General features: G+C 52.2%; 11 protein-coding genes. 4 read left to right on the forward strand and 7 right to left on the reverse strand.

What is annotated here, in order from left to right:
* Positions 1 to 44: 44 nt before the first annotated feature.
* Together ACI1P2_RS14210 and ACI1P2_RS14215 are read right to left on the reverse strand one after the other, a co-directional pair.
* On the reverse strand, positions 45 to 791 hold the full coding sequence (locus ACI1P2_RS14210; RefSeq protein ID WP_355320521.1) for an NAD-dependent protein deacylase: 747 nt from the start codon (positions 789 to 791) through the stop codon (positions 45 to 47).
* Complete coding sequence (locus tag ACI1P2_RS14215; protein ID WP_355320522.1) at positions 788 to 1591, reverse strand: HAD family hydrolase; 804 nt, start codon at positions 1589 to 1591, stop codon at positions 788 to 790. The genes ACI1P2_RS14210 and ACI1P2_RS14215 overlap by 4 nt, the downstream gene beginning before the upstream one ends.
* Before the next feature lie 351 nt (positions 1592 to 1942).
* Here ACI1P2_RS14215 and ACI1P2_RS14220 point away from each other — a divergent pair, with 351 nt between their 5' ends.
* The 3 genes from ACI1P2_RS14220 to ilvD all read left to right on the forward strand — a co-directional run bounded on the left by ACI1P2_RS14220 (position 1943) and on the right by ilvD (position 5259).
* Positions 1943 to 3016 (forward strand): acyltransferase family protein, encoded by a 1074-nt coding sequence (locus ACI1P2_RS14220; RefSeq protein WP_355320523.1) that lies wholly within the window; start codon positions 1943 to 1945, stop codon positions 3014 to 3016.
* A 107-nt stretch (positions 3017 to 3123) separates the two neighbouring features.
* On the forward strand, positions 3124 to 3372 hold the full coding sequence (locus ACI1P2_RS14225) for a general stress protein (RefSeq protein ID WP_355320524.1): 249 nt from the start codon (positions 3124 to 3126) through the stop codon (positions 3370 to 3372).
* 195 nt (positions 3373 to 3567) lie between these two features.
* Positions 3568 to 5259 carry a dihydroxy-acid dehydratase gene (ilvD, locus tag ACI1P2_RS14230; protein ID WP_355320525.1) on the forward strand — a complete coding sequence of 564 codons (1692 nt, stop codon included), beginning with the start codon at positions 3568 to 3570 and terminating at the stop codon, positions 5257 to 5259.
* A gap of 162 nt (positions 5260 to 5421) precedes the next feature.
* Here ilvD and ACI1P2_RS14235 read toward each other — a convergent pair whose 3' ends face one another.
* The 3 genes from ACI1P2_RS14235 to ACI1P2_RS14245 all read right to left on the reverse strand — a co-directional run bounded on the left by ACI1P2_RS14235 (position 5422) and on the right by ACI1P2_RS14245 (position 8384).
* Positions 5422 to 6198 carry an AraC family transcriptional regulator gene (locus ACI1P2_RS14235; protein ID WP_355320526.1) on the reverse strand — a complete coding sequence of 259 codons (777 nt, stop codon included), beginning with the start codon at positions 6196 to 6198 and terminating at the stop codon, positions 5422 to 5424.
* 21 nt (positions 6199 to 6219) lie between these two features.
* Complete coding sequence (locus ACI1P2_RS14240) at positions 6220 to 6801, reverse strand: LysE family translocator (RefSeq protein WP_355320527.1); 582 nt, start codon at positions 6799 to 6801, stop codon at positions 6220 to 6222.
* Between the two features lie 176 nt (positions 6802 to 6977).
* Positions 6978 to 8384 (reverse strand): polysaccharide deacetylase family protein, encoded by a 1407-nt coding sequence (locus ACI1P2_RS14245; RefSeq protein ID WP_355320574.1) that lies wholly within the window; start codon positions 8382 to 8384, stop codon positions 6978 to 6980.
* Positions 8385 to 8584: 200 nt separating this feature from the next.
* On the opposite strand from ACI1P2_RS14245, the gene ytvI reads away from it, so the two are divergent.
* The gene (ytvI, locus tag ACI1P2_RS14250) at positions 8585 to 9745 is read left to right on the forward strand and encodes a sporulation integral membrane protein YtvI (protein ID WP_355320528.1); all 1161 of its coding nucleotides are present in this window, start codon (positions 8585 to 8587) and stop codon (positions 9743 to 9745) included.
* Here the strand turns inward: ytvI and ACI1P2_RS14255 are convergent.
* On the reverse strand, positions 9694 to 11517 hold the full coding sequence (locus tag ACI1P2_RS14255) for a peptidoglycan D,D-transpeptidase FtsI family protein (RefSeq protein ID WP_355320529.1): 1824 nt from the start codon (positions 11515 to 11517) through the stop codon (positions 9694 to 9696). The two genes, ytvI and ACI1P2_RS14255, sit on opposite strands and share 52 nt — an antisense overlap.
* 110 nt (positions 11518 to 11627) lie before the next feature.
* Positions 11628 to 13769, reverse strand: a complete 2142-nt coding sequence (locus ACI1P2_RS14260) for a methyl-accepting chemotaxis protein (protein WP_355320530.1) — start codon at positions 13767 to 13769, stop codon at positions 11628 to 11630.
* Between the last annotated feature and the right edge of the window lie 137 nt (positions 13770 to 13906).

Here is a 13906-nt window from a genome sequence, read left to right on the forward strand (position 1 = left end):
CCGGTCTTTGACAAGAAACCGATTACACTCTCTCTTCTCCAGGCTCAGCCTGCCGACAGAATCGCCGCAACCCGCTCCATCACCTGTCCTATGGGATCGGTAATCAACAGATTTGCCTTTGCATCGTAAGGAGTCGGATCGGCATTCATAAGCACGGTCCTCGCCCCTCTAAAATAAGTAACCAGAGACGCTGCCGGCTGAACCGTCAAGGAGGTTCCCCCGATGATCAGCAGATCCGCCCGGGAAATGGCTTCAACGGAATTGTAAAGCGTCTCCTGGTTCAGCTCCTCCTCATATAAAACGACATCCGGCTTGATGATTGCACCGTCATGCTGACAGCGTGGAACCGTATCCTCTGCCGCCATAACTTCCTCCAGACTGTAAAAGCGTGCGCATTTCATACAGTAATTCCGGTGCACGGAGCCATGAAGCTCCAGCACCCGGCTGCTGCCCGCCTTCTGGTGGAGTCCATCAATGTTCTGCGTGACGATCGCCTGCAGCCTGCCCTCCTTTTCAAGGCCGGCCAGCAGCCGGTGACAGCCGTTCGGCTCAGCGGCAGGGTGCAGCATTTTGCTGCGGTAAAAAGCAAAAAAAACGTCCGGATGCTCCATAAAAAACGTTCTGCTCAGCATCACTTCCGGCGGATAGGGCAGCTGCTCTTCCTGCCGGTAAAGCCCCGCGGCAGACCTGAAATCAGGGATGCCGCTTTCCGTAGACGTTCCCGCCCCCCCGAAAAATACAATATTGCGGCTTTCGCCGATCCATTGTGCCAGCCTTTCCTCCGGCTTCATCCTTTATCCGCCTCCATGACATTGAACTCGCTATAATATTTTACCTTCAAATCCTCATAGCTGTGAAAAATGATGTCCGCATCCGCCAGATGCTCTGTCAGCTCAGGGTCGGGGGCAAAGCCCAGCGTCATCCTCACACCGGCATGCTTTCCCATCTGCATATCCCCATTGCTGTCCCCTATGACCACCGTTTCGGCCGGGGTTACACCCAGTTCTTCACAGGCTTTCAGCACCATATCCGGCGAAGGCTTCCCTTCCCTGACATCATCATAACCGATTACCGACCCAAAATGGCGGCGAAAGCCGAGCCAGCGCAGATGCTCCTCCGCTTCCTTCCCGCCGTCCGAAGTGACGACACCCAGCTTCAGCCCGGCTGCCCGGCATTGTTCAAGAAAGGCGGACAGCCCCGGAAAAGCCTGAGCGGGCCGGTGGCGGTGGAGATCGGACATGGCCGTTTTGCTGAAATGCCTGACCTGCATCACCGCCTCATCCCATGGCACCCCGGCAGCGTAGAGCTGCCACGCCAGCAGGCCGGTCGTTTCTTCGACCGTGCCCATGGCGAGCGGTCCGCGCATATCGTAGCTGGTGACACGCCCTTCCCGGTCAAGCACGGTGCCCAAAAGCCGCTCCTTGCCCCCGATAAATTCAGCCCCGATCATGGCCAGATACTGTTCCATCATATTCAGGACGGAGCTCGTCCATGGTCCCCACATCTGCAAAAAATGCAGCAGCGTCCCGTCTTTATCCAACAGGATGGCCCGGCAGGGCTCAACATGTGTCCCAACCTGAAGCTCGGGCATGCTTTTCCTCCTTTGCGGCGGTATCTCTTTCACGATTCCTGCACTGGACGATTCTCCCCAATTATAACTCACCTTTCCGCAAAACCATATCAAGGTGACATGTTAAGAGCGGTCCAGAAACGAAGCGCAGCAAGCTTTATCAAAAGCGTATCACCATGGCAATAGGCGGGTCAAATTCAGGGATCAAGCACTCTTACCAGCTCCCTCCATAAAACAGACACAATTCAGGAAAATGTGAGCGTTTGCTGTTGTGAATATTATCACAATTCCCGTTGCCGGGATATCGTATGTTTGGAATATAAGATTTTTAGAAAATACGGCGGCTGTGACGACCGTATGGAGGGAAAACATATGAACGGCGGGTCGGTCCGGAGTGGAGATGCTTTTTTTCTGAATTTAAGGTTTTTATTGATCGTATGTGTGTTTGCTGCCAATGCGCTTGAGCCTTTAATAAATGTCAGCAGTCTGGCAGACCGTTGGTATACCTGGATTTTTATGTTTCACATGCCGCTGTTTGTGTGGGTGACCGGTTATTTTGCCCGTCCGAGCCTGAAAGGTGAAACGGGTGTTAAAGTGCTGCTGCAGATTATGGTTCAATACATCATTTTTCAAACCCTGTACTCCCTGCTTGATGCCGCTTTCTTCCACGTGCAGGGGGTACATCATTCCTTTTTTGCTCCCTATTTGCTGCTGTGGTTCCTCGCCAGCCATTTCTGTTGGAGACTGCTCCTGTTGGCCATGCGGCGGCTGTCGCCGCCTGTACAGGTGGCCATCTCCATTGTACTGGGGACCCTTGCCGGATACATCCCCTTTGAGGGGACGTGGCTGAGCATATCCAGAACCTTTGTGTTTCTGCCTTTTTTTGTGCTCGGCTTTCATATAACTTATGAAAAAATATCATCTCTCCTGGCCCCACGCTTCAGAACTGCCGCTATTGCGGGGTCCCTGCTGCTGCTCGCTGCAGCGGTCTGGACATCTGCCCATCTGCAAACAGGGTGGCTGTATGGAAGCATGACTTACGCAGAGCTGGGCCACGTAGAATGGTTCGCAGGCTTATTCCGGATCGGCACCTACCTGCTGCAGCTCGCAGCGTCGGCTGCCTTCCTTGGATTCGTGCCTTTTGCTGCCGGCTGGCTGTCCCGGTTAGGAAGCCGGACTTTATATGTGTTTCTGCTGCACGGATTTATTATTCGTGGGGCCGCCGTATCGGGAATATACGCTTATATCCATACAACCTTTGGAATCATATGCATCATGGTGACAGCCTGCCTGCTGAGCATCCTGCTCGCCCTGCCTGCAGTCAAGCGTACTGCGCATCCGTTAATAGAGCCTAATGTGGGTTGGCTGTTCATACACACCAACAGAATTGCTGAGCATTTCCCAAAAAGCCGGGGCGAATCAAACCGCATGCAGCCAAAATCCTGAAATTAGCCATACGCCTTCCTTTCCGGAATTGTTTCAGGAAGCATGGGCAGTGGTAAGTAAAGGATGCGCGCAACAAAAACCACTTTTTAACAAGGAGTGAATTTGTTATGGCACGAAATCAGGATCATGGTAAAATGAGCCGTGAAGAGGCAGGACGTAAAGGCGGAGAGGCGACTTCCAAAAATCATGATAAAGAATTTTATCAGGAAATTGGACGTAAAGGTGGAGAAGCCACCGCCGAATCCCATGATAGAGAGTTTTATCAGGAGATCGGGCGCAAAGGTGGAGAAGCGACAGCTGAATCTCACGATAAAGAGTTTTATAAAGAAATCGGACGCAAGGGCGGTCAAAACTGATCGCGCTCGTCTCCCCGGAAGCTTGTCCCGCAGCAGCGGTGACAGGCTTCTTTTTTTGAGCAAAGCTCTTTCATCTTCTGTAATATATATAGAAAAAAAGCCACAGTTATGGTAGACTTTCTAGAAACCATTCACCGCTTTCAAGCGTTGCTTTACAGCGCTGAACCAATATAGGAATTTGGGAGGACAGACTTCATGACAGCTAACAAGAAGAAGATGCGATCAGATATGATCAAAAAAGGCTTTGACCGTGCGCCTCACCGCAGCCTGCTGCGGGCGGCGGGGGTAAAGGAAGAAGATTTCGACAAGCCGTTCATTGCCGTGTGCAACTCCTACATTGATATTGTTCCCGGACATGTTCATTTGCAGGAATTCGGCAAAATCGTAAAAGAAGCCATTCGCGAGGCAGGCGGTGTGCCTTTCGAATTCAATACGATCGGTGTGGACGACGGGATTGCCATGGGACATATCGGAATGCGTTATTCCCTGCCGAGCCGTGAAATTATCGCTGACTCCCTCGAAACGGTGGTATCCGCACACTGGTTCGACGGTATGGTCTGTATCCCCAACTGTGACAAAATCACTCCCGGTATGATGATGGGCGCCCTGCGCGTCAACATTCCGACCATCTTCGTCAGCGGCGGACCGATGAAAGCGGGTAAAGACAGAAACGGCCGTTCCATCTCCCTGACTTCCGTATTTGAAGGCGTCGGTGCCTACCAGGCTGGTAAAATTGACGACCAAAGCCTGCTGGAGCTTGAACAATACGGCTGTCCAACCTGCGGCTCCTGCTCCGGTATGTTTACAGCGAACTCCATGAACTGTCTGGCCGAAGCCCTCGGTCTGGCGCTTCCCGGCAACGGAACCATTCTGGCTGTTGCTCCTGAACGCAAAGAATTTGTTAAGCGCTCTGCAGAGCAACTCATGGAACTGATCAAAATGGATCTGAAGCCACGTGACATCGTGACTAAAGAAGCGATTGACAACGCCTTCGCGCTTGATATGGCCATGGGCGGCTCCACGAACACGGTGCTGCATACCCTTGCATTGGCTAATGAAGCGGAAGTCGACTATCCGATCGAACGCATCAATGAAGTTGCCAACCGTGTGCCACATCTGTCCAAACTGGCTCCCGCTTCCGATTATCACATCGAGGACGTTCACAATGCCGGTGGCGTAAGCGCCGTGCTGAATGAACTGTTGAAAAAGCCGGGCGCACTTCATCCGGACTGCATCACCGTTACCGGCAAAACACTGCGTGAGAACGTGCAGGATCAGCCGATACTTGACGAGAATGTTATCCACCACCTTGACAATCCTTATTCCGAGCGCGGCGGACTTGCCGTACTGTTCGGCAATCTCGCTCCGGAAGGCTCCATTATCAAGGTTGGTGCCGTGGATCCGTCCGTCGGCGGATACCATAGAGGCCCTGCCATTTGCTTTGATTCTCAGGAAGATGCGCTGGCTGGCATCGCCAACGGCAAAGTTAAAGAAGGTCATGTAGTCGTTATCCGCTACGAAGGACCGAAGGGCGGACCGGGCATGCCGGAAATGCTGGCTCCAACCTCCCAGATCGTCGGTATGGGTCTTGGCGCCAAGGTCGGCCTGATTACGGACGGACGCTTCTCCGGCGCTTCCCGTGGCATCTCCATCGGCCATATCTCTCCGGAGGCGGCTGAGGGTGGACCAATCGCTTTCGTGGAAGACGGTGACTTCATCGAGCTGGATCTTAACAACCGCACCATTCAGCTTGAGATCAGCGACGAGGAATTTGCCAGCCGCCGCGCCAATTGGAAAGGCTTCGAGCCAAAAGTAAAAACAGGCTACCTGGCCAGATATTCCAAGCTTGTAACGAATGCCAGCAACGGCGGTATCATGAAAATTTAACTATCAAACAGCCCTTTCGCTTCCCACAGGAAGCGGAAGGGCTTTGTTTTTACTGCCGGGCGCCTCCTCGTTCGCTTGCAGAACATGCTGAAAGGCCAACCAGTAATGATCTGGTTGACCTTTCTCGCAAAGGAGGAAACATCGTCCGGCCCCTCCCATCTGTTATTTTAACTGCATCGCATACTCGTAGGCCGTAATGCCGAACACCCGCTTAAAATGTTTGTTCAAATGAGCAAGATCCACAAATCCGCATGCAACTACAGCCAAGTAAATGTCCCGGTGCAGCTCAATCTGACGTCTGGCATGCTCGACCTTCATGTTCAGAAAGAACTGATAAGGGGATATGCCAGTCTGGATCTTAAACTCACGGATAAATTGATATTTTGACAGACCAAACACCCTGCTGAGATCCTCCAGCTTCAGAACATCATGAATACTGTTGGACATGATCTCTTTAGCTCTCTTGACAAAGGCTTTATCTGACCTTCTCCGGGGCACATCCATATTAACACCCGCTAGGATGTGCAGCAGATCGTACAGCAGTTCACTGATCAGTGACTCTTCCCTGCCGCTCTGGATACTACGGCTGATGTTCAGAATCCTCCGCGCCAGCCTGATATCGTACACAAGGGGGGTTCTGAAGCGCAGCTCCTTGGGGCCGAGAATTTCCGGGCAGAGCTCCGGTTTGATATACAGTATGACATAATCAATTCCTGCCCGGTCATAAGCGCTCCCGTCATGGTACTGCTCCGGGTTAAACAGCATGACCCCGCTCCTGTGTGAAGACAGAAAATGACCGTCAAGATTATATTGCTGAATTCCGCGCAGGGTAACCCCTACCGCGTATTCTTCGTGAGCATGCCTTTTATAGGTAAAATCTGTGAAGCTGGCAGACAAGGCCAGAACATCCGCCGATTTCTTATAAAGGAATTTTTCCATGATGCCGTATACCTCCGGAGCCTAGATGATTCCCGATACCATAATGGCTGAGTATACCAGGAACGCGGCCAAGATAATATTCAGAATTTTATGGTGCCGATTCAGCACGTGTCTGAGCATTCCTCCAAAAACAGCCCAGCTTGCAAAGGCCATGAATCCGATTATGGTAACGATCCCTGCGAACAGGATCATGGCGGAAACCGTAGTATAGTAGGGCATTACATAACCAGGAAGCACGGTGAGCGTAAACAGTATGGCCTTCGGATTTACAAATTGCATCACGAAACCGGGGAAGAATCCAAGGACAGGAATGGAGTCATCTTCCAAACTGCCCATCCTGAAAATCAGGTAAGCGAGATAGAGCATATAGACACTGCCAATGATCCGCATTGCGTTCATAAGCCCGGGAACAACCTCTCCCATCAGATGATTCAATAAAGCAGAACCGGCAAGCAGCAGCCCAAAAGCTAAAGTCGCCCCCCATACATAAGCCATCGTCTTTCGGGTTCCGTAATGCCTTGCAGTAGATAATATAACAATATTGGTGGGCCCGGGAGTAAGGGTAACGATAATGCAGTAAAGGAGAAAGGATGTAATATTCATAGTGCCTCCTGGAGTAGTTGTTGCCTGTATCATACTCCTGGGCACTAATTATGCTATAGTACATTATTGCAGACAGGACCAATATCCGTTAATGCTTGATTCCCGGCAAAAAGGGACCTCCCGGCAGCCGTCATATGCTGACTTCCGGAAAGTCCCTCTCAAGTTAAGCAACTGCTTCAAGCAATCGTGCTTGTCGTGCTGTTTACCGTCTGGGCAGAAGCGGTACCCATCCCCATCTCTTCCGCAGGCTCGGAGAGCGGATGATCTTTCAGACTCATACCGGATCTTGCTGAATCATTCTTCAGGAAACGGCCTATTAATACAGAGGCCGGCATGACGATTAGCTTCGGCATGAGTAAAGCGGAGCGATGCTTCAGCCTTTCCTGCCCGGACGGATGAATGACGCTAAGCAGCAGCCGTAGATACAGTGTCGAGGAGACAGCGAACAGGCCGCGGGGAAGATCGCGGATGATAAAACCAAGTTTCTCCGCACCGCGATTGATCATGCTCACACCGTAAATGGCTTTGACTCCTTTAAGCAGGGAATCATCAGCAACTTTTGCCGCCAGATCCGGGAGCTGCTTCTCGACGGAACGGATCATTTGTATCGCTACATGCATTGGCGTCTTGGCCGTGGACCCGATCCGGTACAGCCTTTCATTATCAAAATGCAGTTCAAGCACCTCATCCCCTTTAACGAGCGAGGAGCCATCGGCAAAGTCTACAGGCTGTCCCTGGTATTTGCGCCGTCTGTAATGCAGCATTGGCTCCTGCGGATTTACCGGCTCAAGCCGGAACAGGGCGTGAAATGCGCGTTCATACAGCAGCCAGCCTCGGACTACAGCTTTTTTAAACCAGCCTACAGAAGTGGTCATTTCCATTGCACCTCCTGCCAACTCGTCTATCCGTACGCTGCGCAGACCTCTGCGCCCGGCCTCAACCAGCACCCGCTCCAGCGCAATCAGCATATTTTTGGGAGCGTCCGCATTGGCACCAAGCGTCCTGCCGCAATCATGCAGCAGCATAACCTCCCCACCGCGCAGCTTTTGCAGCATTCTTCGGGTCAAGCGGTCCTCCCCCGTCTTGACGCGCCAATCACCAAACATGGAAGACCAGAGAACGATGCGGCGACCGTTCGATTTGGCGAAGTCGAACAGATTCACAATGCCCCAGGGTGGACGGTAATAGGCCGTACGTTCGCCGGTGACCTCATGGATGATTCGCTCTGTACATAAAATCTGTTTGCGCACGGTCGCCGGACGCATAAACCAGTTGGATTTATGTACATAATTGTGAATACCAATCAGGTGCCCCTCTTCATGGATTCTCCGCAATATGGCCGGGTGCCGCTCTGCATTCGCGCCCACGACAAAGAATGTCGCCTTGGCATCAAAGCGCTGCAGCAAATCCAGCAATTGAGGGGTATAAACGGGATCAGGCCCGTCATCGAAGGTAAGAGCGAAGGCATGCTCCTCATTCTTTCCCCGGCGGAATACCCGAAAGCCGAACAGGCGGCTTATGATTCCGGGTATAAAAGCGTAAAATGATGTAATGTAAAATAGCCATAGCAGTACATTCTGCAGCACGTCTTATTCCCCACTTCTCTATTTTGACATAGCGTGCCGTTAGCCTATTTCAATCCACGCTCCTGTGTAAGGAGCGACCTGAGGAAAACTCACTAACTTTATTTTAACATAAAAGGTTAGAAAATTAGGCTGAACTTATATAAATGGTGTACAATATACAAAAATGATTTACCCAAAAAAAGGAGTCGTTGTATTTTATGCTGCCTCTTTATAAAAAGTATTGGCGCACCGCCTTCGATATAGCTCTGATTGCGCTGACCGTCTATCTGATTTTGTTCATATCCAGCCAGTTGTACCATATTGCGGCCCCAGTCTTTCTCTCGTTCCTCGTATTCTGGTGCATTGAACCGCTGGCCCGCTACCTTAACAAAAAGGGGATGCGCAAGCCGTTTGCTTCCGCCATTTCCGTACTGCTGTTTGTTGTTATCCTGCTCGCTTTATTTTTCGGACTGGGGCTGATCATCGTGACACAGCTCGCGAGCTTGGCCGATGATCTGCCGCGGTACACCACCATAGTGCAGCAGGCGTTTGTGAATCTGACAACCTTTTTGCAGGGTAAAATCGCCAGCTTGCCGCCATCGATCACACAGAACATCAACGATTATTTCGATACGGCCACGAAGCTGGCCTCAACCTGGGGAACCAGTGCGCTGCAGCGGATCGTTGCCTTTCTCGGCTCCTTCTCCACCTTCATCACCAACTTTGGGGTTGCCATTATCCTGGCATTCTTTCTCAGCATGGAAATTGATCTGTGGAAAGTTATCGTGCGCAAAAAAACACCACATACGATTAAAACAGCGACAAGCTTTTTCAGAAATCACGTATTAAAGGCGATCGGGTCTTACATAAAAGCTCAGGCTATGCTTGTATCCATTACGTTTATCATTATTTTTCTCGGCCTGCTCATTCTTGGTACAGGCAATGCCTTCACGATTGCCATCATAGCGGCGGTATTTGATATTCTCCCGCTGCTTGGCGTTCCGGTCATCCTGATTCCATGGGCCGTCTATCTGTTCATTATCGGCAATACCGGCCTTGCCATCGGGCTGCTGGTGCTTTTGGCCGTCACCATGCTTGTTCGCCAGCTGGCCGAGCCGAAGATTGCAGGCAATTCCATCGGCGTGACGTCGGCCTACCTGATGCTGTCGTTCATGTTCATCTCACTTTCGATCTTCGGGGTGGCCGGCCTGATCCTCTCCCCCATTCTGCTTATATTGATCAAGGAGCTGTGGCAGCAGGGGTATCTGCAGCAATGGATTCGTTTTCCGAAAGAAGAATTTGACGAGCCACCGTTTCTGGCCAAACTTCAGGAAGAAGAAACGCCACCTTCCGAGGAAGCAAGCAAATCCATGACTTGACCAAACAGCTTAGTAGCCTGATTCGGCGTATCTGCCGGAACATTCTGCACAAGGACGGCCACCGCATAACGCGGTTTTTCCACCGGGCCATATCCGATAAACCATTGATTATTGACCGCCCTGCCGGCCTGTCCGGTCTGGGCGGTTCCTGATTTTCCGGCAAGCCTCCATTTGGCGGAGGCCAATCCCTTGCCGGTTCCCTCCTGTACCACCTTCTCCATCCAGTGCAGCAGAGTGTGCGCAGTGTGCGGATGTATTGTTCCTTTCGCAGGCAGAGCATGAGCGGGAAGCTCTAGAAGGGTGCCTCCGTTCGCATATTGTATGCGGCGCACCAGCCGCGGCGAGCGCACCTCTCCGTTATGAAGCAGTGTAACAACCAGATTGGCTGCCTGTAACGGAGTCATTCTCACATCCCGCTGCCCGATGGCTGTCTGCACCCGCGCACCTGTGTCATCAGCCTTGATCCGGTTGTCAAATATGCGGCCCGCCTCTTCGCCATCGAACAGACGGAGCTGCTTCATCCCCGCCAGATTCTCACCCTGCCAGCCAATCTGCCGCCCCAGGCCAAGAGCTTCGGCCATCTGTGTCAGCTGCCTGGAGCTTAAGCGTTCCGCCAGCTTGGCGAACACGGTGTTGCAGGATTCCGCAAAGCCTTGCTCAAGGGACAGTGTCCCGTGGCCCTCTTCCTTCCAGCAGGCCAGGCCATAGGCTCCATATTCTCCGTGGCAGTGAAAGGTTTCACCCACCTTGGCAACTCCAGCTTCCAGGGCGGCGGCGGCCGTTACAATTTTAAAAATGGAACCGGGCACGGCGGCCTTCACAGCACGGTTGGACCAATCGGAGGCCTGCGGATTGACATGCCGGGGGTCGTAAAAGGGACGCGAAACCATCGCTAGCACATCCGCGTTGCCGGCATCCAGCACTACCACAGCCCCTTCCTTCATCGGGCTGTGCTCCGTCAGGTTTTCGATTTTGCGCTGTAGGGCAAGATCGATGGTCGTTTGCACCTGCAGCGGATAATAGCTGTTGGAGGGCTTGCTCATGCGCAACCCCGTGTCCTGGAGCGTATGACGCTGCGCATCCACCAAATGGGATATGATGGTTTCTCCTTCCCCTTTCAGCAACGGCTGCAGAGCTTTTTCCAGGCCGGATGCTCCTGACTCCGTACGATATGCATCCTCAGGGCGTTCGTAAAGAAAACCGAGCCACTGCATGCCGTTTGCTGCCCTGTCGTATCTTTTTCTGTACGGCACAGCTTCAATGGCCCCGGGGGCAAGCCGGGCAACGTAGGCGGCATCCTGCTCGGACAGCTCGACAGGCAGACCGCTGCTGTCCTTCCAGATCAGAGGCGAGCCGAGGCCCTGCCAGCGGCGGAGAAGCTCAGCCGCATCGGTATGAAGAATCCGGGCCAGCTGTTTAAGGCTGTCATCCTGCTTCACGGGTCCTCCGGGAAACAGCACAGGCACCCTGACCCAGGTGCCTGTTATGCTGTGCCCGGACCTGTCCGTAAAGTCTCCCCGGCCGGCATTCACAACTATCCCCTCCTGCCGCTGAATCACGGCTTGCTCCCTGACAGTCCGGCTTCCGTTAGGGACCGTGCTGCGCCCGAAAACGGTCTGAATCCACCCTAATCGGATAATAAGAATGACTATGAGGATGGAAAGTACGGCCGTTACATATTGGATCCGCTGGTGTCGTTCGCTCCGGTTCGTCTGGTGCTGCAATCTCGGCCCGCCTCCTGTAAGCTGATCTTGGGAATAGTATGTCCCCATGCCGTTGCAGTCAAACGCCCGCCTCCCCTAAATATCCCCGAACACGGAAAGGAGCAGCCCACAGCAGAAAAATCTGCTTGAGAGCTGCTCCATGTAACATTAACCGGAAATTATATTCTGAAGTTGGACAAGGTTTGCTGCAGGCTGCCAGATACGTTCTCAAGCTTCTCGGACAATTGAACGAGTTGGCTGGCAACGTTCTCCTGCTCACTGCTGAGCGAGGCTACCTCCTCCGAGGTGGCGGAGGATTGCTCTGCTACCGCGCTGACGTTGCCCATGGCATCGGACAATACTTCCTGTGATTGATTCAGTTCTTCAATCGAACCGGTCACCGCCGTCAGACTTCCGATGAAATCCTTCATCTGCTGCTGCACGGACTGGAAGATTTCCGAGGTTTCCTCGACAGCTTCAATTTGCTGCCTGAACAAAGGATACGCCTCCGTTAACGCTTCCACCGTTTCATTCATTTCGGAAACGATATTATCAATGATGCCGCCAGCCATAATAATGGACTGCCGCGATTGATCGGCCAGCTGCCGGATTTCATCCGCCACCACCATAAATCCGCGTCCGGCTGCTCCTGCCCGTGCCGCCTCAATGGTCGCATTCAGGGACAAAATATTCGTCTGCTTCGTAATGTTCTGCAGAGCATCCAGCACCTGGAACACCGTTGAAGTGGTTCCTTTCAGCTTGTCCACTTTCGCGACGAGCGAGCGTGTCGTTTCTTCCGTTACCTTGGTCTTGCTCATCAACTGCTTAAGCTGCTCGCTGCCTGTTTCACTGGAGCGCCCAACATCCCGCGCAGCCTCTCCCATTCCGGTATTGTGGGCAATAACGATCTCCATCTGGCGCGTAATATTGTCGGTCAGCGTATTGCCGCGCTCCGCTTCCGTAGCGAGACTGGAGGCTCCGTTCGCAATTTCCTCGGTCGCAACGGCAATTTCCCTTGCGGAAATGGCGGTCTTTTTGGAAGCATCGCTCAGTTCGGAGGCTGTCAGCAGAACGTCCTTGGCTGTTGAATTCGTCTGCTGAACCAGTCCGGTAATTTGTTCCATCATCTCGTTAAAGCTTGTAGAGAGCTGACCGATTTCATCCCTGGAGCGGTAATCGGTGCGAACGCCAAGATTTCCTTTGGCACCTTCGTTCATCAGATCCTTCATCCGCTTCAGCGGGCGGCCGATCATGCGCACCATCCACCAGCCGAGCAGCACGGCCACGATTGCAGCCGCAATCACAAACACCCAGGTGAGAATCAGAATGCCTTTGGTGCTTTGCAGCAGTGCGGATACAGGTACGATTCCGTTCAGGATCCATTGGGAGGTGCCAAGCGTCGTATGAACGGACAGCACTTCCTGATCCTTGCCATTGAAATTCACACTTACCGTATCACTGCCCATAGGATCTTTTAAATCCTTTATATAATCCAGAGTCTGCCCGTTTCCCACCAGATCCTTCTGGCTTGACGCCACCGGGATGCCCTCCTTGGTCACAAGATGGATGGCTCCGCCTTCTCCCAGATTCAGGCCCTCCAGCTGCTCTTCAAGAGAGCTCAGCTTGAGATCCATCACCAGCACATACTTGGAGCCGAGCACGGAAAGATCATTCATGGAACGGACCAAACGGTACGTCTTGATGCTTGAGCTGCTGACCTCTGTTGGCAGCCATCGAACGCCTGTATTTTGCAGCATTTCATTGAACCACGGTTCTGTTCTCACATCTTTTTTGTTACCCGTTCCCATGATGACCCCCTTCGGATCTTCAGGGTACAAATAAATGGAGTCGATCGCTTTATTGTTAAACGCCACGTTGGTCAGCTTCTTGGTCACGGAGTCTGTCGCCATGAACGCATCATAGGAAGAAACATCCGGATTGTTCACCTTCCGCAGCAGATCGGCAATTTCCGTGTCAAAGAAGATTTGGGTTGAGGTATCCAGAAAACGTTCCAAAATAATATCCAGCTTTTCGGACGTCTGGTTTACCGTCTGCTGATAAGCGAGCGCGGCATTCTGCTCAATCGTATTGCGAGCGGTTGCATAAGATATCGTGCCCAAACTGACTACCGCAATCATGATCGTGATAAAGAAAATCAAAAACAGTTTCATCCCGACCGATTTCACCGGATTCGCTTCTTTGATCAAGGACATGTATTCCTTGGGTGATTTTTTAAAACCCGCGCTGCCTTTTCTTTTGCCAGGGTCTTCTTCCCCACGCTTGGCCATTCCTTTCATTCGCTCGGGAAGCTTCCAATTCATCTTAATTGAAGGGAATTTCAGCTTGCTTTTTGGGTTTTGAACTGCGGCTTTCTTTGCGGTGCCTTGCGGTTCTTTAGTTTTTTTCTCTCTTTTTGGCGTTATGCCCATTTCTCTCACCTGCCGGATGTTATTCATTC

Source organism: Paenibacillus jiangxiensis (genome assembly GCF_046098255.1).
Lineage (GTDB): Bacteria > Bacillota > Bacilli > Paenibacillales > Paenibacillaceae > Paenibacillus > Paenibacillus jiagnxiensis.

Excerpts from the sequence above, each read along its gene's own strand:
- ACI1P2_RS14210 (WP_355320521.1), bottom strand. The coding sequence starts at position 791 with ATGAAGCCGGAGGAAAGGCTGGCACAATGGATCGGCGAAAGCCGCAAT.
- ACI1P2_RS14215 (WP_355320522.1), bottom strand. The coding sequence starts at position 1,591 with ATGCCCGAGCTTCAGGTTGGGACACATGTTGAGCCCTGCCGGGCCATC.
- ACI1P2_RS14220 (WP_355320523.1), top strand. The coding sequence starts at position 1,943 with ATGAACGGCGGGTCGGTCCGGAGTGGAGATGCTTTTTTTCTGAATTTA.
- ACI1P2_RS14225 (WP_355320524.1), top strand. The coding sequence starts at position 3,124 with ATGGCACGAAATCAGGATCATGGTAAAATGAGCCGTGAAGAGGCAGGA.
- ilvD (WP_355320525.1), top strand. The coding sequence starts at position 3,568 with ATGACAGCTAACAAGAAGAAGATGCGATCAGATATGATCAAAAAAGGC.
- ACI1P2_RS14235 (WP_355320526.1), bottom strand. The coding sequence starts at position 6,198 with ATGGAAAAATTCCTTTATAAGAAATCGGCGGATGTTCTGGCCTTGTCT.
- ACI1P2_RS14240 (WP_355320527.1), bottom strand. The coding sequence starts at position 6,801 with ATGAATATTACATCCTTTCTCCTTTACTGCATTATCGTTACCCTTACT.
- ytvI (WP_355320528.1), top strand. The coding sequence starts at position 8,585 with ATGCTGCCTCTTTATAAAAAGTATTGGCGCACCGCCTTCGATATAGCT.
- ACI1P2_RS14255 (WP_355320529.1), bottom strand. The coding sequence starts at position 11,517 with ATGGGGACATACTATTCCCAAGATCAGCTTACAGGAGGCGGGCCGAGA.
- ACI1P2_RS14260 (WP_355320530.1), bottom strand. The coding sequence starts at position 13,769 with ATGAATTGGAAGCTTCCCGAGCGAATGAAAGGAATGGCCAAGCGTGGG.